This window comes from Bradyrhizobium sp. Ken64, from assembly GCF_055807555.1.
This window is the reverse complement of sequence record NZ_JBVVPA010000002.1, coordinates 16871-39932: the sequence shown is the minus strand read 5'-3', so window position 1 is coordinate 39932 and position 23062 is coordinate 16871. Positions and strand designations below refer to the sequence as shown.

Annotated in this window: 21 protein-coding genes; 9 read left to right on the top strand and 12 right to left on the bottom strand. The window is 65.6% G+C overall.

Going from position 1 to position 23062, the window contains the following annotated elements; genetic code table 11:
* The first annotated feature begins 9 nt into the window (after nucleotides 1-9).
* From AC0L2F_RS03435 to AC0L2F_RS03425, 3 genes are all read left to right on the top strand, one after another.
* Nucleotides 10-1422 (top strand): CoA transferase, encoded by a 1413-nt coding sequence (locus tag AC0L2F_RS03435; RefSeq protein ID WP_473247489.1) that lies wholly within the window; start codon nucleotides 10-12, stop codon nucleotides 1420-1422.
* 145 nt (nucleotides 1423-1567) lie between these two features.
* Nucleotides 1568-2812, top strand: coding sequence for an efflux RND transporter periplasmic adaptor subunit (locus AC0L2F_RS03430; RefSeq protein ID WP_473247488.1), 1245 nt, complete (start codon nucleotides 1568-1570; stop codon nucleotides 2810-2812).
* 35 nt (nucleotides 2813-2847) lie between these two features.
* Entirely contained in the window at nucleotides 2848-5964 is a 3117-nt protein-coding gene (locus AC0L2F_RS03425) for an efflux RND transporter permease subunit (protein ID WP_473247487.1), read from the top strand.
* Between the two features lie 2 nt (nucleotides 5965-5966).
* On the opposite strand, the gene AC0L2F_RS03420 is transcribed toward AC0L2F_RS03425, so the two are convergent.
* The 7 genes from AC0L2F_RS03420 to AC0L2F_RS03390 form a co-directional block, all read right to left on the bottom strand.
* Nucleotides 5967-6929, bottom strand: a complete 963-nt coding sequence (locus tag AC0L2F_RS03420) for an amidohydrolase family protein (protein ID WP_473247486.1) — start codon at nucleotides 6927-6929, stop codon at nucleotides 5967-5969.
* A 51-nt stretch (nucleotides 6930-6980) separates the two neighbouring features.
* Nucleotides 6981-7538, bottom strand: a complete 558-nt coding sequence (locus AC0L2F_RS03415; protein ID WP_473247485.1) for a P-loop NTPase family protein — start codon at nucleotides 7536-7538, stop codon at nucleotides 6981-6983.
* 53 nt (nucleotides 7539-7591) lie between these two features.
* Nucleotides 7592-7942, bottom strand: coding sequence for an addiction module antidote protein (locus AC0L2F_RS03410; RefSeq protein WP_007608139.1), 351 nt, complete (start codon nucleotides 7940-7942; stop codon nucleotides 7592-7594).
* On the bottom strand, nucleotides 7942-8241 hold the full coding sequence (locus AC0L2F_RS03405; RefSeq protein WP_473247483.1) for a type II toxin-antitoxin system RelE/ParE family toxin: 300 nt from the start codon (nucleotides 8239-8241) through the stop codon (nucleotides 7942-7944). Before AC0L2F_RS03405 ends, AC0L2F_RS03410 begins: the two co-directional genes overlap by 1 nt.
* Before the next feature lie 56 nt (nucleotides 8242-8297).
* Nucleotides 8298-9695, bottom strand: coding sequence for a TolC family outer membrane protein (locus AC0L2F_RS03400; RefSeq protein ID WP_473247482.1), 1398 nt, complete (start codon nucleotides 9693-9695; stop codon nucleotides 8298-8300).
* Between the two features lie 216 nt (nucleotides 9696-9911).
* Nucleotides 9912-10691 (bottom strand): enoyl-CoA hydratase, encoded by a 780-nt coding sequence (locus tag AC0L2F_RS03395; RefSeq protein ID WP_007608148.1) that lies wholly within the window; start codon nucleotides 10689-10691, stop codon nucleotides 9912-9914.
* A gap of 164 nt (nucleotides 10692-10855) precedes the next feature.
* Nucleotides 10856-11518, bottom strand: a complete 663-nt coding sequence (locus tag AC0L2F_RS03390; protein ID WP_473247481.1) for a hypothetical protein — start codon at nucleotides 11516-11518, stop codon at nucleotides 10856-10858.
* A gap of 285 nt (nucleotides 11519-11803) precedes the next feature.
* Here AC0L2F_RS03390 and AC0L2F_RS03385 point away from each other — a divergent pair, with 285 nt between their 5' ends.
* A complete protein-coding gene (locus AC0L2F_RS03385) occupies nucleotides 11804-12349 on the top strand; it encodes a sigma-70 family RNA polymerase sigma factor (protein ID WP_063993097.1) in 546 nt (181 codons plus the stop codon).
* 2 nt (nucleotides 12350-12351) lie between these two features.
* On the top strand, nucleotides 12352-12990 hold the full coding sequence (locus tag AC0L2F_RS03380) for an NrsF family protein (protein ID WP_007608157.1): 639 nt from the start codon (nucleotides 12352-12354) through the stop codon (nucleotides 12988-12990).
* Nucleotides 12991-13001: 11 nt separating this feature from the next.
* Here the strand turns inward: AC0L2F_RS03380 and AC0L2F_RS03375 are convergent, their stop codons facing one another.
* On the bottom strand, nucleotides 13002-14105 hold the full coding sequence (locus AC0L2F_RS03375; RefSeq protein WP_473247480.1) for a DUF2336 domain-containing protein: 1104 nt from the start codon (nucleotides 14103-14105) through the stop codon (nucleotides 13002-13004).
* Between the two features lie 63 nt (nucleotides 14106-14168).
* Complete coding sequence (locus tag AC0L2F_RS03370) at nucleotides 14169-15326, bottom strand: GGDEF domain-containing protein (RefSeq protein WP_007608160.1); 1158 nt, start codon at nucleotides 15324-15326, stop codon at nucleotides 14169-14171.
* Between the two features lie 432 nt (nucleotides 15327-15758).
* On the opposite strand from AC0L2F_RS03370, the gene AC0L2F_RS03365 reads away from it, so the two are divergent.
* The 4 genes from AC0L2F_RS03365 to AC0L2F_RS03350 all read left to right on the top strand — a co-directional run bounded on the left by AC0L2F_RS03365 (nucleotide 15759) and on the right by AC0L2F_RS03350 (nucleotide 19893).
* Entirely contained in the window at nucleotides 15759-16328 is a 570-nt protein-coding gene (locus AC0L2F_RS03365; RefSeq protein WP_007593582.1) for a sigma-70 family RNA polymerase sigma factor, read from the top strand.
* A complete protein-coding gene (locus AC0L2F_RS03360) occupies nucleotides 16325-17020 on the top strand; it encodes a hypothetical protein (protein ID WP_007608162.1) in 696 nt (231 codons plus the stop codon). The genes AC0L2F_RS03365 and AC0L2F_RS03360 overlap by 4 nt, the downstream gene beginning before the upstream one ends.
* A 15-nt stretch (nucleotides 17021-17035) precedes the next feature.
* Nucleotides 17036-18742, top strand: a complete 1707-nt coding sequence (locus AC0L2F_RS03355) for a S8 family serine peptidase (RefSeq protein WP_473247479.1) — start codon at nucleotides 17036-17038, stop codon at nucleotides 18740-18742.
* 509 nt (nucleotides 18743-19251) lie between these two features.
* Nucleotides 19252-19893, top strand: a complete 642-nt coding sequence (locus AC0L2F_RS03350) for a TIGR03809 family protein (protein WP_473247798.1) — start codon at nucleotides 19252-19254, stop codon at nucleotides 19891-19893.
* Between the two features lie 30 nt (nucleotides 19894-19923).
* On the opposite strand, the gene AC0L2F_RS03345 is transcribed toward AC0L2F_RS03350, so the two are convergent.
* The 3 genes from AC0L2F_RS03345 to meaB all read right to left on the bottom strand — a co-directional run bounded on the left by AC0L2F_RS03345 (nucleotide 19924) and on the right by meaB (nucleotide 23026).
* A complete protein-coding gene (locus AC0L2F_RS03345) occupies nucleotides 19924-21294 on the bottom strand; it encodes a TIGR03808 family TAT-translocated repetitive protein (RefSeq protein ID WP_473247478.1) in 1371 nt (456 codons plus the stop codon).
* 92 nt (nucleotides 21295-21386) lie between these two features.
* Nucleotides 21387-22040, bottom strand: coding sequence for a pyroglutamyl-peptidase I (locus AC0L2F_RS03340; protein WP_473247477.1), 654 nt, complete (start codon nucleotides 22038-22040; stop codon nucleotides 21387-21389).
* Complete coding sequence (gene meaB / locus AC0L2F_RS03335) at nucleotides 22037-23026, bottom strand: methylmalonyl Co-A mutase-associated GTPase MeaB (protein ID WP_473247476.1); 990 nt, start codon at nucleotides 23024-23026, stop codon at nucleotides 22037-22039. The genes AC0L2F_RS03340 and meaB overlap by 4 nt, the downstream gene beginning before the upstream one ends.
* Nucleotides 23027-23062 lie beyond the last annotated feature (36 nt).

Here is a 23062-nt window from a genome sequence, read left to right as displayed (position 1 = left end):
AGAAGGGTCATGCAAAGCCCCGCCGAGATTCTCAGTGACATCTGGACAGCCGCCGGCGGTGACGCCGCCGCGCTTGCACGCGTGCGGCTGACGGGCGAGGAGCCGCAAATCCCGTCTTCGTTCCGCGTCGCAATTGCCGGCCAGACGACGATCGCCGCCGCCGGCCTTGCCGCCGCCGAAATCTGGAGATTGCGCAGCGGCGAGGCGCAGGACGTTAGCGTCGACCTGCGCCATGCCCTCGCCGAATGCCGCTCCGAGCGCTACTTGCGCGTCGACGACAAGCCGCCGCCGCCCGCCTGGGACGCCATCGCCGGCGTCTACAGAACCGGCGACAACCGCTTCGTCCGCTGCCACACCAATTTTCCACATCATCGCGACGCCGTCTGCAAGGTCCTCGGCTGCGAACCCGCACGCGAGAAGGTGCAGGCCGCATTGATGCAATGGAAGGGCGAGGATTTCGAGACTGCGGCTTACGCCGCGGGCGGCGTCGTTGCCTTGATGCGCTCCTACGACGAATGGTCGGCGCTGCCGCAGGCCCGCGCGCTCGCCGAATTGCCGCTGGTCTCGATCGAGAAGATCGGCGAGGCCCCGCCGAAGCCGTGGCCGCAACGACCGCCAAAAGGCGATCGCCCGCTCGCGGGCCTGCGCGTGCTCGATCTCTCTCGCGTCATCGCGGGCCCCGTCGCCGGCCGCACGCTCGCTGCGCACGGCGCCGATGTGCTGCTCGTGTCAGGCCCCGCGCTGCCGGCCATTCCGTGGCTGACCGTCGACACCGGCCGCGGCAAGCTCACCACCTTCATCGAGCTGAAAAGCGAGGCCGGGCGTGCGCGGTTGCGTGAGCTCTTGAGAGACGCCGACATCTTCTCGCAAGGCTATCGCCCGCGCGCGCTCGCCACTCTCGGCTTTACGCCGGACGACGCAGCGACAATCAACCCCGGCATCGTCTACGTGACGCTGTCGGCCTATGGCCATGCCGGTCCCTGGGCGGAACGGCGCGGCTTCGATTCGCTGGTGCAGACCACGACCGGCTTCAACCATGCCGAGGGACAGGCTGCTGGCATCGATGGGCCAAAGGAATTGCCGGCACAGATGCTCGACCACGCCACCGGCTATCTGATGGCGTTCGGCGCGATGATGGCCAAGGCGCGCCAGGCCCGCGAAGGCGGCAGCTGGCACGTGCGCGTGTCGCTGGCGCAGACCGGGCGCTGGCTGTGGAATCTCGGACGGCTCGAAAATGGCCTGAACACCCCGGACATTACGGGCGAGGCTGTACATGCTGCATTCATCGAGAGCATGCCATCTGGCTTCGGCACGTTGAAGGCGGTGCGCCATTCAGCACTGCTGTCGAAGACGCCGGCGCGATGGAGCCGTCCGGCGATGCCGCTCGGCAGTCATCCGGCAGAGTGGCCGGTGACAAGCTGACGTGAAGCTGACGTGTCGCAAATTTTTAACGCAAACCGAAAGGCGCCCGGCGTTTTTTAGGTTGTTTGAAATCACAATTCGGCACTATTAGCGCGACCGATGACGCCGGCATCCGCCGCTATCATCGCAGACATGACCGGGCTCCATGGTAGTTGAAAATACCAAGCGATTGCAGGTGCTTACAAAACAACGGGTGATTACATCCGTAGTTTTACTAGCTCTTGCCGGTGCCGGGGCCTACGGCTTCCTCCATGCGGGAGCCAAGGAGAAGAGCCACTCCGAGATCTCCAGCCAGTCGCGCAGAAATGCGCAGAACTTCACGCCGACGCCGTCGGAATGGGCGACGCTGACGATCGAGCCGGTCAAGGCCAAGACCTTCCGTGCCGAGTATGTCACCGAGGGCAAGGTCGCAGTCGACGAGGACCGTTCGACGCCGGTGTTTTCGCCCTATGCGGGGCGAGTGACCAAGCTGCTCGCCAAGCCCGGCGAGGTGCTGAAGCAAGGCCAACCGCTGTTCACAATCGAGGCCGCCGACACCGTGCAGGCCCAGAACGATTTCATTGCAGCGATGAGCTCGCAGAATAAGGCGAAGTCGGCGATCGATCTTGCCGATATCCAGTTCAAGCGTGCCAAGGACCTCTACGAGGGCCATGCCATCCCCCTGAAGGACTATCAGCAGGCGGAAGCGACCCAGGTTCAGGCGCAGAACGACATGCGCTCCTCGGCGACGGCGCTGGAAGCCGCGCGCAACAAGCTGCGTATCCTCGGCTTCACGGATCAGACCATCAAGGCGTTCCAGGACAAGGGCGTCATCAACCCGGAAGTCACGATCTATTCGCCGATCGCGGGCACGGTCGTGCAGCGTAAGATCGGCCCCGGCCAGTACGTCAATTCCGGCGCCAGCGATCCGGTCTTCGTGGTCGGCGACCTCTCCTCGGTCTGGCTCACCGCCTTCGTGCGCGAGAGCGATGCGGCTGCCGTGTGCGTCGGGCAGGACATCACCGTCAACGTGATGGCGCTGCCGGGCCGTCCCTTGACCGCCAAGGTCAACTACGTCGCCGCCGCGATCGATCCGAACACCCGTCGCCTGCTGGTCCGCGCCACCATCGACAACAAGGACGGTCTGCTGAAGCCGGAGATGTTCGCCAACGTCACGATCTATTCGTCCGGCGACCGCGCCGCGCCGGCGGTACCGAAGCAGGCCTTGATCTACGAAGCCGACAAGGTCCGCCTCTGGGTCGCACGCGAGGACAAGTCGGTCGAGCTGCGCGAGATCAAGATCGGTGTCATCAATGGCAACCTCGTCGAGGTCACCAGCAATCTGAAGCCCGGCGAGCAGGTGGTCACCAAAGGCAGCCTGTTCATCGACCGCGCCGCGTCCGGCAGCTGATCGACGGGCCGGGAAGAGACAAGCTGAAGACCTGAATGGATCGCCTCGTCGCCCTTGCCGTCAACCGGCGCTTCCTGATGGTCGGGATGTTCGTCGCCGTGCTCATCGGCGGCCTGATCGCGTTCAACCAGCTCAACATCGAGGCTTACCCCGATCCGACTCCGCCGATGGTCGACATCGTGACGCAGAGTCCGGGGCTGTCGGCGGAGGAGATCGAGCGCTACATCACGATTCCGATCGAGACCCAGGTCGCAGGTCTGAAGAACCTCACGACCATTCGCACCATCTCGCTCTACGGCCTCTCCGACGTCAAACTGCAGTTCTCCTTCGCTTACACCTATGACGAGGCGTTGCAGCAGGTCTTGAACCGCCTGGCGCAGCTCGCGCCACTGCCCGGCAACGTGCAGCCGCAGATCTCGCCGCTCAGTCCAATTGGCGAAATCTTCCGCTACCGTCTCGTCGGCCCGCCGAACTACAGCGTGCTCGACCTCAAGACCATCCAGGACTGGATCCTCCAGCGCCGCTTCCGCGCCGTGCCCGGCGTGATCGACGTCACCGGCTGGGGCGGCAAGAGCAAGACCTACGAGCTCCAGGTCGACTTCAACAAGCTGGTCGCCAACGGCCTGACGCTGCCGCAATTGCTCCAGGCGGTCGGCAATTCCAACGTCAATGTCGGCGGCAACACCGTCAATATCGGTCAGCAATCGGCCGTGGTGCGCGGCGTCGGCCTGATCCGCTCGATCGACGACCTCGCCAACACCATGGTCTCGCAGACCAACGGCAATCCGGTGCTGGTCAAGGACGTCGCCACCGTCACCGTCGGCCAGAAGCCCCGTCTCGGCATCGCCGGCCTCGACGAGGCCGACGACATCGTGCAAGGCATCGTCCTGATGCGCCGCGGCGAGCAGAGCTCGCCGACCATCAAGCGCGTGCACCAGCTCGTTCAAACCATCAACGAGTCCAGCATCCTGCCGCCCGGCGTGCGTATCGAGCGCATCTACGACCGTGGCGACCTGATCGACCTCACGACCCACACCGTGCTGCACAACATGGTGATCGGCATTCTGCTGATCGTGCTGCTGCAGTGGATCTTCCTCGGCGATCTCCGCAGCGCGCTGATCGTCGGCGCCACCATTCCGTTCGCGCTGTTCTTCGCGGTGATCATCCTGGTGCTGCGCGGGGAATCGGCGAACCTGCTGTCGGTCGGCGCGATCGATTTCGGCCTGATCGTCGATGCCACCGTCATCATGGTCGAGGCAATCTTCCGGCGCCTGACCCAGACGACGCCGATGTCGGAATCCGAGCAGATGTCGTCCGAGACGCTGTTCGGCATGAAAAGCCACGCCATCCTCAGCGCGGCGGCCGATGTCTCACGTTCGATCTTCTTCGCCGCGGCGATCATCATCGCGGCCTTCCTGCCGCTGTTCACGCTCTCCGGCGTCGAGGGCAACATCTTCGGGCCGATGGCGCGCACCTATGCCTACGCGCTGGCCGGCGGTCTGCTTGCGACCTTCACCGTCACTCCGGCGCTGTCCTCGATCATCCTGCCCGCGCACGTCAGGGAGACCGAGACCAGGGTGATGCTGATCCTGCATCGGATCTACATGCCGGTGCTGCATTGGGCGGTCGCCAACCGCGGCATCATGCTCGGTGGCGCGTTCGGCCTCGTGCTGATGACGGTTGCGCTCAGCCGGTTGCTTGGCCTCGAATTCCTGCCGAAGCTGGAGGAGGGCAATCTCTGGATCCGCGCCACGCTGCCGCCGACCATCTCGCTCCAGGAAGGCAACTCCTACGTCAACGAGATGCGCAAGGTGATCCGCGCGCGGCCTGAAGTGGAATCCGTGGTGTCGCAGCACGGCCGCCCCGATGACGGCACCGACGCCGCCGGCTTCTTCAACGCCGAGTTCTTCGCGCCGCTCAAGCCCGCGAGCCAATGGCCCGGCACCCGCGACAAGGAAGAGCTGACCGCGCAGCTGCTCAAGCAGCTCGACGATCGCTTCCCCGGCGTCGAGTTCAACTTCTCGCAATATCTCCAGGACAACGTCTCCGAAGCCGTCTCCGGCGTGAAGGGCGAGAACTCGATCAAGCTGTTCGGCAGCGATCTCCAGGCGCTGACCGACACCGCCAACAAGATCAAGTCGGTGCTATCAACCGTGCAGGGCGTCACCGACCTTGCCGTGTTCACCTCACTGGGGCAGCCGACCATCCAGATCGACATCAACCGTGCCAAGGCCGCGCGCTATGGCCTTGCGCCGGGCGACATCAACGCTACCATCAAGGTCGCGATCGGCGGCGACACCGCCGGCGACATCTACGAGGCCGGAAGCGACCGCCACTTCCCGATCATCGTTCGTCTTGCGCCGGAATTCCGCAGGAGCGCAGAGGCGATCCAGAATTTGCGGATCGGCGCGCCCGGACCGAACGGCACCGTCACGCAGATCCCCCTGAGCGAGGTCGCGACCATCAGCCTGGTCTCGGGTGCCGCCTACATTTATCGCGAGCAGCAGGAACGCTATCTGCCGATCAAGTTCTCGGTGCGTGAGCGCGACCTCGGCAGCGCGATCCGCGAGGCGCAGCAGAAGATCGCCGATCAGGTGCAGCTGCCGCCCGGCGCGCACATGGATTGGGTCGGCGAATTCGGCAATCTCCAGGACGCGATCCGGCGATTGTCGATCGTGGTGCCGATCTCGCTCGCGCTGATCGGCGTCCTGCTCTGGTTCAATTTCGGCTCGATGACCGACACGCTGCTCGCCATGAGCGTGATCCCGATGGCGATCTTTGGCGGCGTGCTCGGTCTCTTGATCACCGGCACCGCCTTCAGCGTCTCGGCGGCGATCGGCTTCATCGCGCTGTTCGGCATCGCCGTGATGGACGGCATCATCATCCTGTCGCAGTTCAACCAGCTCATCGAAGAGGGCATGGACCGCATGAGCGCGGTGATACGCACCGGCGAATTGCAGCTTCGGCCGGTGCTGATGACCTGCGTCGTCGCCGGCATCGGCCTGTTGCCGGCCGCGCTGTCGGAAGGCATCGGCTCGCAGGTGCAGAAGCCCCTCGCGGTGGTCGTGGTGACTGGCATGATGCTGGCGCCGGTCGTGATCCTGGTGACGCTGCCGGTGCTGATCTCCTTCTTCTCCCGCCGCGCACGCTGACGTCAAAACCCGTAGAGTTGCGCCGGGTTATCGACCAGGATCTTCTTGCGTACATCCGCATCCGGCGCCCACACCGGAAGCTGGTTGAGCAGGCGGCCGTCGTCGATCTGGTAAAGCGGCGCGATGTCGGTGGCTTTGCGTCCCTCGACACGGCTCGAATCCGGATGCGGCCAATCAGTCCCCCAGACGATGCGGTCCGCATTCGCCGCGATCAGTGCGCGCGCATAGGGCGCCATGTCCTGATAGTCGGGCGCCAGCTTCGAGGAGCGATAGGCGCCGGAAATCTTAACATAGGCCTTGCCGGATTTCACCAGCGCGACCAAATCGGCAAATCCCGGCTGCTCCAGCCCAAGCGAAGCCTCGAGGCCGCCGAAATGGTCGAAGACAACCGGTACCGGCGCCGTCTCGACGAGATCCTTGATCGCCGAGATCATGGGAAGCGTGGTGTAGAGCTGCACGTGCCACCCGCGCGCCTTCATGCGCTCGACTGCGGCGGTGAAGCGCGGCCGGCCGACGTTGGGGTCGTTGACGCCGCCGGTCGCGAGATTGAGGCGGACACCGCGAAAGCCGTCTGTTTGCATCGTGTCGAGCTGGGCCTCGGTCGTTTTGTCGTCGATCACGGCCACCCCGCGCGCGGCCGCGCCACGCGCCTTCATGCCGAACAGCGTCGAGGAATTATCGGTGCCGTAGACACTCGGTGTCACGATCACCACGCGCTCGATATGCAGCGCCTTGTGCAACGCGGCCATTTCTTCGGGGCTCGCCGGCTCCGGCGTGTAGACGCGGCCGGCAAAAAACGGAAACTTCTCGACATCGCCATGGATGTGGGTGTGACAGTCGCAGGCATGGGCAGGGACGTCGAAATTGACCGGCGTGGCGGGCTGCGCGGCACGTGCGTGGGCTTTGTTGGACATGGCAACTCCGGCGGCAAGGGAGGCAAGCAGGACGCTGCGTCGGCTGAGCATGGTTTCTCTCCCTGTTTTGTTATTTGGCAGTGGCGTCGCGACAGTATCACATCAGCCCGGCAGCCGCTGCGCTTCGCTGCATAGCTGCTCGACGAGGTCCACAAGCGGGCGTGAGCCGTCGACGCGCACGATCGGGCAGGGCAGCTTCGCGAGCCACGCCTCATCTTTTGCGAGACTGCGGCCGTCGCGATCGCCGGCTTCGTAGTGCGAGGCCCAGTCGACGAACGACTCCGCCTCCTCATGACGCCAGCCGCCCTGTGCGACGGCATCCGCTCCGAAATGCGTTGCCTCGCGGCCACGCAGGCGCTGCAAGCGAAGCTCGCGCGGCGTCCTCACAAAGACGACGAGATCGAAGAATGGGACGAGCTCGTCGCCCCAGCCGGTGACGGTTCCGCTCAGCACCCAATCGAGCCGCGGCAGAAACATCTCGCGCATCAGCCGCAAACGTTCGGCGGCAGGGCGTGTCGTCTGGTAGGGCGGCGCAGTCGGCAGCCAAAAATAATCATCACTGTCGTGATGCGGCAACGCCAGCCGGCTCGCGAGCGCGCGGCCGATGGTCGTCACGCCGGAGCCCGAAGCTCCCATCAGATGGATGCGGCGGCTTTTCATGTTCACGTCCAGCGACTGCCCGAACCGATTTCGCGGGTGGGCGGCGTGCTCCCTCAAGCCGCTCGGCGGCGCTTCGACATTCGCCCGCTTGTCGCGGGTTGGGCGGACAATGTCAGGCCTAACGCTCCGACAATGCGCATGACCGTGCCAAACTCAGGATTCCCGGTCTCTCCGAGCGCCTTGTACAGGCTTTCGCGGTTCAAGCCGGCTTTCTTCGCGATCGCGCTCATGCCGCGCGCACGAGCGACAAGGCCGAGTGCGTCGCGCACGAAATCAGCATCGCCGGTCTCTAATGCGGCCGCAATATAGGCGGCCTGACGTTCTTCTGTGTTGAGATAGTCGGCGGCGTCGAAGCGCGTCGTCCTGGATGCCGCCTTGACGGTCGTTTTCGCTGCCTTTGGCATCACATTGTCTCCGCCAGTTGCTGGGCTAGCTTGATGTCCTGTCGCTGCGTGCGCTTGTCCCCGCCACACAGCAGGATCACAATCTGCGTTCCGCGCTGCACATAGTAGATCCGATAGCCCGGTCCGTGGTCGATGCGCATTTCCCGGACGTCGCGACCGACGCTCTTGCTGTCGCCGGGATTGCCCATCTCCATGCGGCGAACGCGGGCCGTGATCCGGGCAACCGCGCTGGCGTCCTTGAGGCGGGTCAGCCACTCCGAAAAATGCTCGGTTTGCCTCACCTCGATCGTGAGGTGCAAATGTAGCCCATGGGCTACAAAATGTCAAAGGAGGGTGGCGAAAGGCGTTGCGGACGCTACTGCCCAGACGGCGTGCGCAGGCCGTGCCAGGCGTCGCGGACCTGATGGTAGTGCACCTCGGGCAGATAGTCCGGCGTGTTCAGGCTCAAGGTCTTGACGTCGAGATGGCCGACGGCGCTGAGCAGCGTGTAGGAGGCGATCACGCGGTCGCGATTGGCGCCGATCAGGCGGGCCTTGGCCTGGATCAGATCGGCCTGCGAGTTCAGCACATCCACCGTCGTGCGCTGTCCGCCGGCGGCCTCGCGCTGCACGCCCTGGAGCGCGACGGTCGCCGCCTTCACTTCGGACTCCGAGGCCGAGACCGCGATCTTGGCGCCTTCATTGGCAACCCACGCGCTGACCGCCGCCGTGCGCGCCTGGTTGCGCACCTGGTCGAGCACGAGCCGGCTCTGCGCCGTGATTTCCTTGGCCTGCCGGGTCTGTGCGGCGGCCTGGCCGCCGTCGTAGATCGGCACGGTGACATTGGCGACGATCGAGGCCTGATCTTCGGCGAAGGTCCCCAGCGTCGGGTCGTTGTTGCGGCTCTTGCTGGCGCTGCCCTGGACGCTGGCGCTCGGCAGCAGCGCGCCTTCGGCGACACGGATGTTGGTGGAGGCGACATCGACGTCGAAGCCCGCCGCCATCACCGCCGGGTGCTGGCGGATCGCCATCGTCAGCGCGTCTTCGCGGCTCTTCGGCAGATAGCGGTCGACGACTTCGGCGACCCGAAGCTGCGACGGCGCATTGCCGATCACCTGCGCGTAGATCGCCTGGCTCACGGCCAGCGCGACTTCGGCGGCGTTGAGATCGGAAAGCCCGCGGTTGAGCCGCGCCTCGGCCTGGGCGCTGTCGGTCGGCGTGACGTCGCCGGCGTTGAGGCGCCGCTGGGTGACCGAAAGCGTTTCGCGCAGGAAGGCGACGTTGGAGCGCTGCGCCTCGACCAGCGACTGGTTGGCGAGCACATTGGTGTAGGCGGTGACCGCGTCGAGCAGTACGCCCTGGCCGACGTTGCGCAGCGCCTCGCGGCCCGACTGCACCTGGAGTTCGGCGGCCCGCACGTTGTTGGCGGTGCGGAAGCCGTTGAACAGGGTCTGCGTCACGGTGACGCCGATGATCCACGGCTTCAGATTGGCGGTCTGGATGGTGTTGTCGGGCAGCAGGTTGCGCACCGATTGCAGCCCGGCGCTGAGGCTTGCCACGATCTGTGGCCGGTAGCCGGCGAGGGCCTGCGGCACGTTCTCGTCGGTGGCGCGCTGCCGCGCACGCTCGGCATTCAGCTGCGGATTGGTCTGGTAGGCCTTGGCGAGCGCCTCCGGCAGCGCTTCCGCCCGTGCGGCGGAGGGCAGGGCGCAACAGAGCGCCAGCGTGGTCCATGTCGCGAGCACAGGAGCCACGCCCGATCGATGCCGCGTCATCACGCGACCAGCTCTGGCGGCACGCCCAATCATGTAATCCGCAAATCCCGGCTGTCCGCCCCCGCCGACGGCGGCTCTCTTAACTGTTTAACCAGCCGAGGTCTCGCAGGCAAACTGCCGCGGGGGAAACCCCCATGTATTCCGTGCTTGTTGCAGCTACATCACAGGGATTCTGCGGGAAGGGCAGAGTCTTACACCAGCCTGACCGCGCGCACCTTACCGGTTCTTGTTCACCGGCTTCCGCTTCTCGATGAACGCAGCCATGCCCTCGGAGCGGTCCTCCAGCGCGAAGGTCGAGTGGAACAGGTTGCGCTCGACGCTCATGCCCTCGGCGAGCGTGGTCTCGAAGGCGCGGTTGACCGCTTCCTTGGCCATCGCGACCGCGGGCCGCGACATCGCGGCGATCTTCTCGGCCGCGGCCATCACCTCGTCCATCAGCTTGTCGGCCGGCACGATGCGGCTGACGAGGCCGCTGCGCTCGGCCTCGGCTGCATCCATCATGCGGCCGGTGAGGCAAAGGTCCATCGCCTTGGACTTGCCGATCGCACGGGTCAGGCGCTGGGTGCCGCCGATGCCGGGGATGGTGCCGAGCGTGATTTCGGGTTGGCCAAATTTGGCGGTGTCGGCGGCGATGATAAAGTCGCACATCATCGCGAGCTCGCAGCCGCCGCCCAGCGCATAGCCCGCGACCGCAGCGATCGTCGGCTTGCGGCAGCGCGCGACCCGATCGCCGCCGATTGCGGCAAAATCCTCCGAGAACATGTCGATGAAGCCTTTCGGCTGCATCTCCTTGATGTCGGCGCCGGCGGCAAAGGCCTTCTCGCTGCCGGTCACGACGATGCAGCCGATGGCGTCATCGGCTTCGAGATCGTCGACGGCCGCGGCGATCTCGCGGAAGACGCCGAAGGAGAGTGCGTTGAGCAGCTTCGGCCGGTTCAGCTTGATGATGCCGACTGCGCCTTTGCTTTCGACGATGATGTGTTCGAACGTGCTCATGCTCCACCCACGCTTTTGGTTGAGCAGGCAATGTGCCCGCTGACGCGGTGGGCTTCAAGAGGCGCCAAAAGCCATCGGAGCAAGAACGGCCGGAACACGCGGCAAAGATACGCGTTCCAGACGAGGTCCCGCGAACCGGCGATCAGGCCGAAATCAAGCCAAAGTCACGCCATGAACATGCGCGCGGCGGAGGCCAGCGTCAGCAGCGTGCCGACGCCGATGAAGATTTTTCCGATCAGGGAGCTCTGGTCCCAGGCCGAGCTCTGCTGGCTGCTTGCCATCACCGGTGCCGGACGTGGCTGCGCGTCGGTTGCGGCGATCACCGTCTTCTGCGCCGGCGCGTTGTCCTGTTGCACGGCGCGGTCGATGTCGTTGAGCTGATCGGGTGCGACGACCTGGCTTTCGGCGTTCGGGGCGGCGGTATTATCGGCCGCGGCCTGGACGTTGTCGTTGGCGCGGCCCGTCATTGCGGAGGCGGCAGCCGCCGTCGGCGTATCGGCGGCGAGCTGCGCATTGGCGTTGGCGACGTCCGGCGGCATCTGGCTCGAGGCCGGCGCGTCACGATTGCCGGCCTTCGTCTCATCGGCCGTTGCCGCGGCGTCCTTCTTGTCCGTCTTGTCGTCGGATTTCTGCGCCGTCTTGGTGCTGTCGCGGTGGCGCGACGTGTGACGCCGCTGCTTGCTCTGCTTGACCTCGTCCGCCTGTTTGCCCGCATTGTCCGACTTGCTGCTAGCGGCTGAACTCGGCGCCGCCTGTGCAACGCCCCCGAACAGCACCAAAAGCCCGGCCAGGAGAATCAGGGCCGCGCGCCCGCTGGCTTTCATCATGTTGACATCTCCCCAAGTCCGCCCGTCCCGGACCGAACAGAGACCCTGGGGCGTGACGACAGCGGGGCAGAAAATGGGAATCTTCGGGCCACACCGGGCAAAAGCGCGGCAATCCGTTGCCGTTGCGGCCGGCCGCGGGTGCGTACGGGACCGATCGGTGTTATGAGCCGTCGCAGATCCTGACGGCCGTATCGGTTGCGTGGCCAAGCATGATCACGAATTCGTGATCGTGCAGCTGCCGGCGTAACAAACTGAAAGAGCGGCCGAATTGCATGGTGAGGGCGCGTGCGCGGACGTGAGGACGAGTGGACCGGCCTGATGCGGTCGGCCATGGCAGGCGATGACGCGGCGTATCATCGTCTGTTGAAGGCGGTCACGCCTGTGCTGCGCGCTGCCGCGAGGCGGGGCCTGGCGCGGGCCGGGCAGCCTCCCGACCAGGCCGAGGATATCGTGCAGGAGATTCTGTTGGCGGTGCATCTGAAGCGGCACACCTGGGATAGCGAAGCCCCCTTCGCCCCGTGGCTGTTTGCGATCGGCCGCAACAAGCTGATCGACATGCTGCGGCGACGGGGGAGGCGGATCTTCGTTAATATCGACGATTTCGCCGAGACCCTGCCGGGCGAGATGCCGCAGGAGACAGTTTCGGCCGGCGAGGTCGCCAGCCAGCTCAATACGCTGCCGCAGCGCCAGCGCGACGTGTTGCAGTCGATCGCGGTCGACAGCACCTCGATCAAGGACACGGCGGTGAAATATTCGATGAGCGAGGGCGCGGTACGGGTCGCGCTGCATCGCGGACTTGCGGCACTGACTGCCAAACTGCGGGACCACTAGTCATGGATACCGATCAACTCATTCGCTCGCTCGCGGCCGACAACGCCCATCGTGCGCCGCGCGTCGGCGCGGTGCTGACCATGGCGCTGCTGGTCGCCGCGCCCCTGTCGATCCTGATCTTCGCCACCTTCCTCGGTGTGCGTCACGACGTGATGAGCGCGATGCACAATCCGTTCTTCGACATGAAGTTCGCGGTCACGCTGTCGCTCGCGATTCCCGCGATCATCGTCAGCCTGCATCTGTCGCGGCCCGAAGCCCTGATGCGCGGCTGGGGCTGGCTGCTGCTGCTGCCCGTCGGGCTGCTCGCAGTGGCGATCGGCAGCGAGGCGATGATGGCGCCGGCCATGCCGATGACGATGCGCTTGATGGGCAAGAATTCCAGGGTGTGCCTGTTCGCAATCCCCGCGATGTCGCTACCGCTGCTTGCGGGGGCCTTGTTCGGCCTGCGCCACGGCGCGCCGTCGCACCCCGCGCTTGCCGGTGCGCTCGCCGGCCTGGTGTCGGCCGGACTCGCCGCGACGCTGTACGCCTCACACTGCACCGACGACTCGCCGCTGTTCGTCGCGACCTGGTACACGCTCGCGACCGCGTTGGTGACTGCGATCGGAGCGGCGGTGGGGGCGAGGGTCCTGCGCTACTAGCTACGCCGGCTTCACGCCGCCGGCGTCGCACCCTGCTGCATGCGGTGGAAGCGCAGCACCTGCTGCGCGGTCGAGCTACGCAGCGCCTCGTAAGCGTCGCGTAGCGTCAGCATGTCGGACTGCGAGCCGCCTGAGAGCTTCTCGCGCAGGGCGATGATGGCGCGGACGCTCGACCATTGCATGGCCGCGACCTTGGCGAGGATCATCACGCCCTCGACCCGGCTTTCGATCATCATGGTCTCGGCGGTCTCGACTGCGACGCCCGCAAGCGCCGCGAGCCCTGCATTGGTTTCGTCGAACTTGCCCTGCTCCGCGAAAGTGGCGACCTGGAGCTCGGTGAGGCGGCCGTCCTCGTGCAGCGACTTCACCAGCGCGCGCGCCCTCTCGGTCTGCCTGGTCATGCTGGCGGCGCGGATTCGTTGGGCCGCTTCCTGGACCGCGCTGGACACGTCGTCCGCGAGCTCCGGATGCGCGGCCTCCAGCTTCCTGCGCACGGTCAAGGAGGCCTTCGCGACCAGCTTCAAATAATGATGGCGGGGCAGGTCGGCCCGCAGGCCGATGCAGCTGGCGAGGTCGTCGTCACGTTCGGCGCGGGTCACGAGGTCGGCGAGACTTCCCTCCGACAGTTGCGCGCCCGGATTGCTGACGGTCGATTGCACCACGTCCTCGTCGCCGCGGGTCACCAGCACGTCGCTCAGCGCTTCCGACAGCACCCGCCGCAGCGAGATCGCCTTGAGATGGGCCTGGCCCCTGGTGCGCGCGATCTCGATCAGGGTCGCCTCGTCCAGCCGTTCGGATTTCGACAGCACCGGGCCGGAAATTTCGATCACCTCGTCGAGCGCGAGCGTGCGGATGATCTTCGGCGGCGCAGCCGCGATCGGTGCGAGGCGTTCGGCGAGCAGCGCCCTGGCGGACGTCTCGATCTGCTCGATCAGGCATTGGAACACGTCGTCGAACACACGAACGTGGTCGTCGGAATAATCCACCGCATTGCCGACGAAGAGATCTGTGACCCGGCGCAACGTCTCGACCCGGTGCGCAACGGTGCCGTGCGAGAGCGCAGTTTGTAATTCCTCGAGCAGATTCTCGGATGATTTTGCGGATTTGGATCTCATTGCCCTATCCTGGAGCGTTCGGCCCGGCAGCGGCTTCTGTCGTACCGGGAGAAAATGGATTGGTCAGCTGGTTGCAATGCGGTTGCGCCCTTGTGCCTTGGCGGAATAGAGCGCGCTGTCGGCGCGCACGAGAAACGTGTCGGCAGTATCGTTGTCGCGCAGCGTCACGACGCCCGCGGAAATGGTCACGCGCATGCCCGGGGAGAATGCGCTCCAGTCCAGATCGGCGACGATGCCGCGCAGCCGATCGAGCATGCGCGACGCCGCATCGCCGTCCATCCCCGGCAGCAGCAGCAAGAATTCCTCGCCGCCGTAGCGGCCGAAGCAGTCAGCCGGGCGGATGTTGGCGAAAATGGTGATTGCGAAGGTGCGCAGCACCTCGTCGCCGACGGGATGGCCGTGGGCATCGTTGATGCGCTTGAACCAGTCGAGGTCGATCAGCGCGATCGCGCAAGGCGTCGACGTCTGCCGCGATTTTTCGATCTCGGCGTCGAGAAGCCGCATGATGCAGCGGCGGTTGTAGGAGCCGGTGAGCTCGTCGAGCTCCGCCAGCTCCTCGATGCGCTGATAGGCGGCCTTCAGCTCGATGCTGCGCCGGTACAGGATCTTGCGCAGCGTGGCGCCGAACAGGCCGAGGAAGGCGCACTGGCCGATCACCAGCACGAAGCACAGCATCGATGCCGCCCGTTGCAGCTGGGTCGTAACCGGCAGTCCGATCGGCAAGTCCGAGGCGAGGAAGACCAAGGCGAGCCCGCAAGTGGCAAGGCCCCAGGTGAGCATCGCCTGACTCGAGGTCATGCGAAGCGTGCCGAAGGCGAAGATCAGAAACAGCACGGCAAGGAACGCAACTCCGACTGTCGGTACCGCGAGCAGGAACAGCAGCTGCAGCGTCATATGCGCCGAGATCTGGAAGACGGTGAGGTAGTGATCCTCGAACCGATCGCCGAAGCCCGCTTCCGACAGCACGGTGAAGGTTCCGATGATCAGAAGGCCGCCGAGCCAGAACAGTGACGGTACGCCCATGGAGATGACGCCGTCATAAGCGTAGAGCAGCAGGACGGAGGCGCCGAGCGAATAGCTCGCCACCTGGCCGACATACATCTGGCGCCGCTGCCGGATCCGGCGCGCCAGGACTTCGGGTGCCGCTGCCGCGGTCGTCAGGGCGAGATCCGCGGCCTCAGCGGCATTCCTCTCGGGAAAGGACGTCGCAGCCGTGCTCATGGTCCCGCCAATCGTGGATGTCAGCTCAAAAATCTACGTCGAAAGCCTTTAGGTTTGGTATCCTTCGAAATCGAATCCACGCTGTGCAGCGCGCCAGCGCGGGGACGCCGACCGCTCAAGGATTTGCCGGCGATTAGGCATCGTGTGCGACGCGGTCGAGCCAAAGCAGGGCTTCGGAAGACTATGTCGTGCTAGGCTGCTAAGGTTCCATGCACGTCGGGCCGTCCATGCCGGAACAGCTTGCGCAGGAAAGTGCTTCATTACTATGTTACCGTTCTTGAGCGAGGCGCCCAGCCGCGGGCGGCAACAGGAAATTTCGCGTATGTGGGGTAGATCACACAGCCTCCCGTATGACTGCGGTAGGCTGAACAATTTTACCTCTCCCGTCGAACCGTCTGCCGCATCGACCCGACCAATCTTGCGAGACGGCCTTTGAGCGTGACACAAGCGGCTTCGGACGAGATCCTGATCGCCAGGATCGCTCAAGGCGACCGGCTCGCCATGCAGGTGCTGTACGGGCGGCACCATGTCAGGGTGTATCGGTTCGGCCTCCGGCTCGTGCGGGACGAGCAGGCGGCGGAAGACCTCATCAGCGAGGTATTTCTCGACGTCTGGCGTCAAGCCGGCAAGTTCGAGGGCCGATCCGCCGTTTCCACCTGGCTGCTGGCCATTACCCGATTCAAGGCCCTGTCTGCGCTTCGGCGCAGGAAGGATTTTGAGTTGGACGACGACGCCGCGAACGCGATCGAGGATACGTCCGACAATCCGGAAACGGCGGTGCAGAAGAAGGATACCAGTGAAGCGTTGCGGGAGTGTCTGACGGGCCTCTCGCCGGACCATCGGGAAATCGTCGATCTCGTCTACTACCACGAGAAATCCGTGGAAGAAGTGGCCGAAATTGTTGGCATCCCGGAGAACACTGTGAAGACGCGCTTGTTCTATGCGCGCAAGAAATTGGCCGAACTGCTGAAGGCAGCCGGCATTGAGCGAGGCTGGCCATGATGGCTTTGAGCAAGAAGATGCTGGAGCAAGAGCCCGGTGAAATTGAACTGCTGCTGCCGTGGCACGCCGCCGGCACGCTGAACCCGCGCGATGCGCGCCGCGTCGACGAGGCGCTGGCGCGCGATCCCGAGCTCGCGAAGCAATATGCCGCGATCCGCGGCGAGTATGAAGAGACCATCCATCTGAACGAGAGCCTGGGTGCTCCGTCGGCGCGTGCGATGCAGAAGCTGTTCGCCGCGATCGACGCTGAGCCTGCGCGAGCGGCCGGTTCGCTGCCGCTGTCGGCGCGCATCGCCACCTTCTTTGCGAGCCTGTCGCCGCGCACTCTGGCCTGGTCGGCGAGCCTTGGCGCCATGGCGCTCGTGCTGCAAGCCGGAATCATCGGCGCCGTGTTGACGAAGACCCAGACTGCGACCTTCCAGACTGCTTCGCTCTCGACCAGCGCTCCGCTCACACGCGACCTTGGCACCACCGTCCCGCCGGCGCGCGCGCTGGTGCGTTTCACGCCCGAGGCGCGCGTCGCCGACATCACCGCATTGCTCGACGGCTACCAGGCTTCGATCATCGGTGATGCCAAGGGCGGCATGTTCCGCCTCCAGTTCGACAAGGCGATGAGCCGTGACGAACTCACCTCGCTGCTCGGCAAGATGCAGCGCGAGAAGTTCGTCAACCTCGCCGTCGCGGCGCCGTAGGGCGCTTCCAAACCAATGACGCGCAAGTTTGAAAGTGGAGTAAGAGCCGGGGCCTGCGCTTCGTCGGTCGCAGCGGCGCTTCTGCTCGCCGCCTGTCTCGGCGTCGAGGTTGCGCAGGCGCAGGCGATCATGCGCACGCCGACGATCAGCGTCCCCTCCCGAATGCCGACGATTTCTCCTGGCATCGCCGCACGCGTCAGTCCGGGCGTTGCCGCCAGAGCGGTGGCCGTCGGCCGCGGTCCCGGCCCGGTCGTGACGACGAGGATTTCGGCGCGGATGGGACCGACGCCGGTGCTGCCTTATGCGCGCTACTCCCCGAACCTCTATCCCGCCTGTACCGCGTCCGATCGCGACGCCGCCGGCGAATGCCTGGCGCAGCAGAACGCAGGCGGCGATGGCTCGGGCAAATCGGGCAAGAAGACCGCCGGAAAGGGGCGCCGCAACAACACGCCCGTCGCCGCGGACTTGCGCACCTTCGCCGGCGAATTCGTTGCCGAGATCGACGGCGGGCTGTCGTCGACCCAGGCCGACGAGCTTGCGCGCAGCCATGGCCTGACCCGCGTGTCCTCCGAGAATTTTCCGCTGATCGGGGCAACGTTCGGACTGTTCCGCATCACTGACGGCCGGCCCTCCGCGACGGTGCGGCGCGAATTCGCGGCCGACGGCAGCGTGCGCTCGGTCCAGCCGAACTTCCGCTACCTGCTCCAGGACCAGAAATCGTCGGTGCCGACCGAGGGTGATCCCGCGCAATATGCGCTGGCCAAGCTCCGCCTGCCGCAGGCACATACGCTGGCGCATGGCGCCAATGTGACGGTTGCCGTGATCGACTCCGGGATCGACGCCCAGCATCCGGAACTTGCCAATTCCATCGCCGACAATTTCGATGCGCTCGGCAGCGCCGAGGGCCCGCACATTCATGGCACTGGCATTGCCGGCGCCATCGTGGCGCATGCCAAGCTGATGGGCAGCGCGCCCGAGGCGCGCCTCATCGCCATCCGCGCCTTCGGCGGCACCACCGGCGGGGCCGAGAGCTCGTCCTACATCATCCTGCGCTCGCTGAACTATGCCGCCGAGCATGGTGCGCAGATCGTCAACATGAGTTTTGCCGGTCCGAAAGATGCGGTGATCGAGCGGGCCATCGCGGCGACCGCCGCGCGTGGCCTGGTGCTGATCGCGGCCGCCGGCAATGCCGGCGCGAAGTCCCCGCCGCTCTATCCGGCCGCCAACCCCAACGTGATCGCGGTCAGCGCGACCGACCAGCAGGACAGGCTGTTCACCGCCTCCAACCGCGGCAACTACATCGCGGTCGCGGCCCCCGGCGTCGATATCTTCCTGCCCGCGCCTGACGGCAAGTACCAGATGACGTCGGGCACCTCGTTCTCGGCCGCCTATGTCTCGGGCGTCGCGGCGCTGCTGCTCGAGCGCAACTACGCCTTGAAGCCGGAAGCGCTGCGCACGACGCTTGCGAAGACGGCGCGCGACCTCGGTTCACCCGGCCGTGATGATCTCTTCGGCGATGGCGGGGCCGATGCGTTTGCCGCGGTGATGGCCGTTCCTGCCGCTGGCGCGACGCCGGTCGCGGCCGCGTCCGGTACAATAAAACGTGAAGATATCGAGAAGCGTCGCGACGAGCCTGGCATCCGCGCATTAGAGCAACCTTCGTTGTCGAGCACCGAGGATAAAGCCACGATTTCTCAAGCGGATAAGCCGGCGACGCGATAGCGGCTGCGACAACTTTGCGCACGGCGCGGAGGTCGAAAAATCAAACGCCGCATTGAACGTTCGGCCCGCTGCCACGACCAAATTATGTGGGAGCGGTTATCCCTCCCCATAAGTCATATCAGGCGCGAGCGCCCATCCACCCCAAGCGCCCATATGGCTCGACCCGTCCGGTTGTCCCCCCGGACGGGTCTTTTCTTTTTGGACGTCCCGTTCCTCGAAGCCCTGCGCGAGATCAGCTTCCGGTCGAGAGATCGTGGCTCGCTCATCCCCCACCGCCCTGCCGCACGCCGCAAGCGCGCTATGCTTGTGCGAAGCTTGACTCCAAAACCCCTTGAATCTCCGCACGACTACGGAGTTTGGCGACGAAAACGTCGTCGTTGCTGGACAAGTCAAAACTTTTCCACAAAATATTCACGTCGCGTCTAAATTGATTCGTTTGCGTTGCGTCGCGTCCGTATTTTCTCCTGACGGGCTGATTTATGACACATCGCCAAGAGGCTATTCGCGACGTGGCTATTGGCCGCGACGTTGCGGCACGCTGGTGCGCTCTCGCCGAGCAGCGGCTGGTGCATCTCTCCGAGATGTTCGAGACCGGGCGCTGGCGCCGCTATCACTCCGAGATCGCATTTCTCGAAAACATCCAGGAAGCCAAGCTCGCCGTCCAGACCTGGCGCGCGCTTGCCACCGGCGCTGATGTCGCCGCGGCGGCCGCGAGCGTGTCGCCCGCCTTCGGCTGGTCGCCGGCGACAATGCCCCGCATGTTTCCGCGTGAGCAGCAGGCGCAGACCGTGCAACCGAAGGCCGTGCACATCGCCCCGGAGACCGCCGTGCCGGTCAGGCTCGATCCCAAGCCGGGCGTTCTCGCCGCAATCTCCGAAGCCCCGGCCGCGCGGGTCGCCGCGCCTGCCGCGATGGCACCGCTCCAAGTGCCGGCTGCCATGGCGCCGCCCACCGCGCCCGTCGCGATGACGGGGCCCAAGGTGCCGGCCGCGACGGCAGCGCCCAAGGCACTGGCGGCGATGGCGGCGCTTCTGCCGCAGTTCTCTCCGCCGGCAGCCGAAATTGTCGCACCCCCCGAGCGCCTGGTTGAGTTCACCTTCAACCTCGACGGCCTCGAAGCGAAGTACCCGCTGCTGCGGAACGCGTTCTAACGTTCGGGAGCCAGAGGCGAGCAGCGGTAGCTACCGCCGCACCGCATTCCCGCCGACCACCAATTGCGCAAAGCGCTGGGCGCCGTCCGCCGACAGGTCGGACGTCACGGCGCGCGCGTGATCGAGCCCGACCACAGCGCCGCGCGGGGTTTCCGAGATCATGTTGTTGTTGACCAGCGCGGTGCCGGCACCCGGCACCACGGAGACGCCGACGCCGGCCAGTGCCTTGCGGATCACGTTGCCCGTGATCGCGACGTCGCGGAGATATTTACCCCAGCCGGCGACGATGCCATAGGACGGCGCGTTCTCGATCACGTTGCCGGTGACCGATGAATCCGCCTCGACGTAGATGCCGATGCCGGCATCGTCATCCGGCGCGGTGCCGATCGGCCGCTTCGGGATCAGATTCCGGATGATGTTGCCCTGGACCACGGCGATGCGGCCGCCTTCGTTGAAATTGCAGACGGAGACGCCGACGGCGGCGCCGTCCACAATGTTGTTGGCGATCACCGCGGCCTCAAACGCGAACTCCGAATAAAGCGCGACCTCGCGCACGTCGCTGACGCTGTTGCCGGTGATGTGGATGTTCGAGGCCGAGTTGCCGCGCACGGCGGAGTAATCGCAGTTCTTGATGCGGTTACCGCGCACGATGACATTGCCGGCGCGGAACGCGTTGATGGCGTTGCCATACTGGCCGGAGCCGCCGGGGCCGGCCTTGATGTCCTCGATGCGGTTATCAGCGACCAGCGTGCCGTCATCGCCGATAGCGGTGCGCAGGATCTCGATGCCGTTGTCGTTGGTGCCGGCGATGGTGTTGTGGGAGACGCTGAGACCCTTGGCGTCGAACGACACCACTGCCGTCACCGCGATGTTGGTAAAGATGTTGCCCGAGATGTCGCCGGAGACCTGCTCGAGCCAGACGCCGCTGCCGCCGGACCCCGTGATCTCGCAATCGGTGATGCGGACGTCGCGCCCGCCGAGCACGTGGATCAGCCCGCGCCGCGTCGGCAGCGGAATGCCGCCACCATCGAAGGTGATGCCAGTGAGGCCGATTGTATCGGAGCCGTCGCTCTGGATCGCCGACGCCCCGCCGGTGAAGACGAATTTTGTCGCGCCGCGCACGCCGATCAGTTGCGCGCCATTTGGCAAGCGCAGCAACCCACTTCGGTAGACGCCGGGCGGCAGCGCCAATGGCATCCGCGCGTGCGCGGCCTCGTCGATCGCACGCTGGAGCGGGCGGGTCTGATCCTCACTGCTGCCGGGCCGCACGCCATATTGCGTGGCATCGCGGCCGAGCAGCGACGTCAGAGGCGCCGCACGCGCGGCGTCGGCGGGTATCGCGAGCGCGCCGGCGATGCCTGCGGTCGAAGCTCCGATGAGATGGCGGCGATTGAGGTCCATGACGCGTCCTCCGGCGGACGCGGGGGTCCGCAGCGGCTAGGTAGCGCAGGGCGGCTGGTCGCGTGAGGATTGTTCGCGGTAGGGTTAAATGTTTACGCAGTCGTGTTCCGAGCCTTCCGTGCCAACTGCACCATCTCCATCAGCATCGCTTCCCCCGCATCCACCAGTTCCTCGAACGTGATCCGCGGCGCGCCCTTGCGGCGCACGGCGCCACTGCGCGCAAGCAGGGGAATATGGATGAACGCGGCCAGCTTTGGCCCGCCGGCCCTGACGTTTTCGATCGCGCGCCAGCTCAGGTAATTGCAGAGATAGGCGCCGGCATCCCGCGAGGCGCGCGCGTCGATGCCGGTGAGGCGCGCGGCGCGCAGCAGCCTGGCGGTGTGCGGTCCGAAAATCATCGCGTCCGCACTGCCGGCGATGCCGCGCTTGCTCGCGCGAGTGTTGGCGGCATCGGGCCACAGCATGGTGACGGCGTTGCGCGCGCGGCTCTCGATGCGCAGATAGGGCGTGCGTGCGGCGAGGCCGAACATCAGCAGCGCATCGGGCTTCTCTCTCGCGAGCACCTCCGGCAATTGGCGGTCCACCGCGGCATAGGTGACCGGGAAGATGTGGCTGGAAATCGCGGTATCGTCGAGTGCGGGACGCCGCAATTGCCCCAGCCGGGCGACCAGAGGCTGGGTCGGATTGTAGGGCGCGCCGGGAAACGGGCCGAAGCCGGTGAGGAGAATGCGGAGCTTGTCGCTCATTGCAGCAACTCCAGGATCTTTTCGGCGGCGAGCGCCGGCGTGAGATGGCCGTCGGCCACCTCAGTCTCGATCTTCCGGACCCTGGTGCGCACCGACGCCTCGCTGCGCAAGCGCGCCAGCATGCGTTGCTCCAGCATCGACCACATCCATTTCACCTGCTGCTCGCGCCGCCGCGCGGCGAAGTCGCCGGATGCATTCATCGCCTTGCGGTGATCGAGGACTTTCTGCCAGATCTTCGCGATGCCGTCGCCGGTCAGCGCCGAATAGGTCTCGACCGGCGGATGCCAGTGCTCGGAGCGCGGCGTCAGGATATGCAGCGCGCCGCGATAGTCGGCGGCGGTGATGTTGGCGCGCTTGAGATTGTCGCCGTCGGCCTTGTTGATCGCGATCATGTCGGCGAGCTCGACCAGGCCCTTCTTGATGCCCTGCAATTCGTCGCCGCCGCCCGGCAGCATCAGGGCCAGGAAGAAATCGGTCATGTCGCAGACTGCGGTCTCGGACTGGCCGATGCCGACGGTCTCGACCAGCACGACGTCGAAGCCGGCGGCTTCGCAGAGCAGCATCGCCTCGCGCGTTTTCGCCGCTACACCGCCGAGCGTGCCCGAGGACGGCGAGGGGCGGATGAAGGCGTCGTCGGAGGCCGAGAGCCGGGTCATCCGCGTCTTGTCGCCGAGGATCGAGCCGCCGCTGCGCGCCGAGGACGGATCGACCGCGAGCACCGCGACCTTGTGGCCTTGCTCGATGAGATGGGTGCCGAGCGCGTCGATGGTGGTGGATTTGCCGACGCCGGGCGAGCCGGTGATGCCGACGCGGACCGCTCTGCCGGTGTCAGGCAAGAGCATCTGCACCAGCTCGCGCGCCAGCGCCTGATGGTCGCTGCGCCGGCTCTCGACCAGCGTGATGGCCCGCGCCAGCGCCGCGCGGCTGCCGGCGCGGAGGTCACGGGCGAGGGATTTGATGTCCAGTGAAGGCTTTTTCTCAACCATGCCCTGCTTTACAACGCCGGCGCGGGGCAGGCGAGG

Coding starts and splice junctions, on each gene's coding strand:
- AC0L2F_RS03375 (WP_473247480.1), bottom strand. CDS start 14,105: ATGAGATCCAAATCCGCAAAATCATCCGAGAATCTGCTCGAGGAATTA.
- meaB (WP_473247476.1), bottom strand. CDS start 23,026: ATGGTTGAGAAAAAGCCTTCACTGGACATCAAATCCCTCGCCCGTGAC.
- AC0L2F_RS03400 (WP_473247482.1), bottom strand. CDS start 9,695: ATGACGCGGCATCGATCGGGCGTGGCTCCTGTGCTCGCGACATGGACC.
- AC0L2F_RS03390 (WP_473247481.1), bottom strand. CDS start 11,518: ATGATGAAAGCCAGCGGGCGCGCGGCCCTGATTCTCCTGGCCGGGCTT.
- AC0L2F_RS03380 (WP_007608157.1), top strand. CDS start 12,352: ATGGATACCGATCAACTCATTCGCTCGCTCGCGGCCGACAACGCCCAT.
- AC0L2F_RS03355 (WP_473247479.1), top strand. CDS start 17,036: ATGACGCGCAAGTTTGAAAGTGGAGTAAGAGCCGGGGCCTGCGCTTCG.
- AC0L2F_RS03430 (WP_473247488.1), top strand. CDS start 1,568: ATGGTAGTTGAAAATACCAAGCGATTGCAGGTGCTTACAAAACAACGG.
- AC0L2F_RS03435 (WP_473247489.1), top strand. CDS start 10: ATGCAAAGCCCCGCCGAGATTCTCAGTGACATCTGGACAGCCGCCGGC.
- AC0L2F_RS03425 (WP_473247487.1), top strand. CDS start 2,848: ATGGATCGCCTCGTCGCCCTTGCCGTCAACCGGCGCTTCCTGATGGTC.
- AC0L2F_RS03410 (WP_007608139.1), bottom strand. CDS start 7,942: ATGCCAAAGGCAGCGAAAACGACCGTCAAGGCGGCATCCAGGACGACG.
- AC0L2F_RS03340 (WP_473247477.1), bottom strand. CDS start 22,040: ATGAGCGACAAGCTCCGCATTCTCCTCACCGGCTTCGGCCCGTTTCCC.
- AC0L2F_RS03420 (WP_473247486.1), bottom strand. CDS start 6,929: ATGCTCAGCCGACGCAGCGTCCTGCTTGCCTCCCTTGCCGCCGGAGTT.
- AC0L2F_RS03360 (WP_007608162.1), top strand. CDS start 16,325: ATGATGGCTTTGAGCAAGAAGATGCTGGAGCAAGAGCCCGGTGAAATT.
- AC0L2F_RS03370 (WP_007608160.1), bottom strand. CDS start 15,326: ATGAGCACGGCTGCGACGTCCTTTCCCGAGAGGAATGCCGCTGAGGCC.
- AC0L2F_RS03395 (WP_007608148.1), bottom strand. CDS start 10,691: ATGAGCACGTTCGAACACATCATCGTCGAAAGCAAAGGCGCAGTCGGC.
- AC0L2F_RS03415 (WP_473247485.1), bottom strand. CDS start 7,538: ATGAAAAGCCGCCGCATCCATCTGATGGGAGCTTCGGGCTCCGGCGTG.
- AC0L2F_RS03345 (WP_473247478.1), bottom strand. CDS start 21,294: ATGGACCTCAATCGCCGCCATCTCATCGGAGCTTCGACCGCAGGCATC.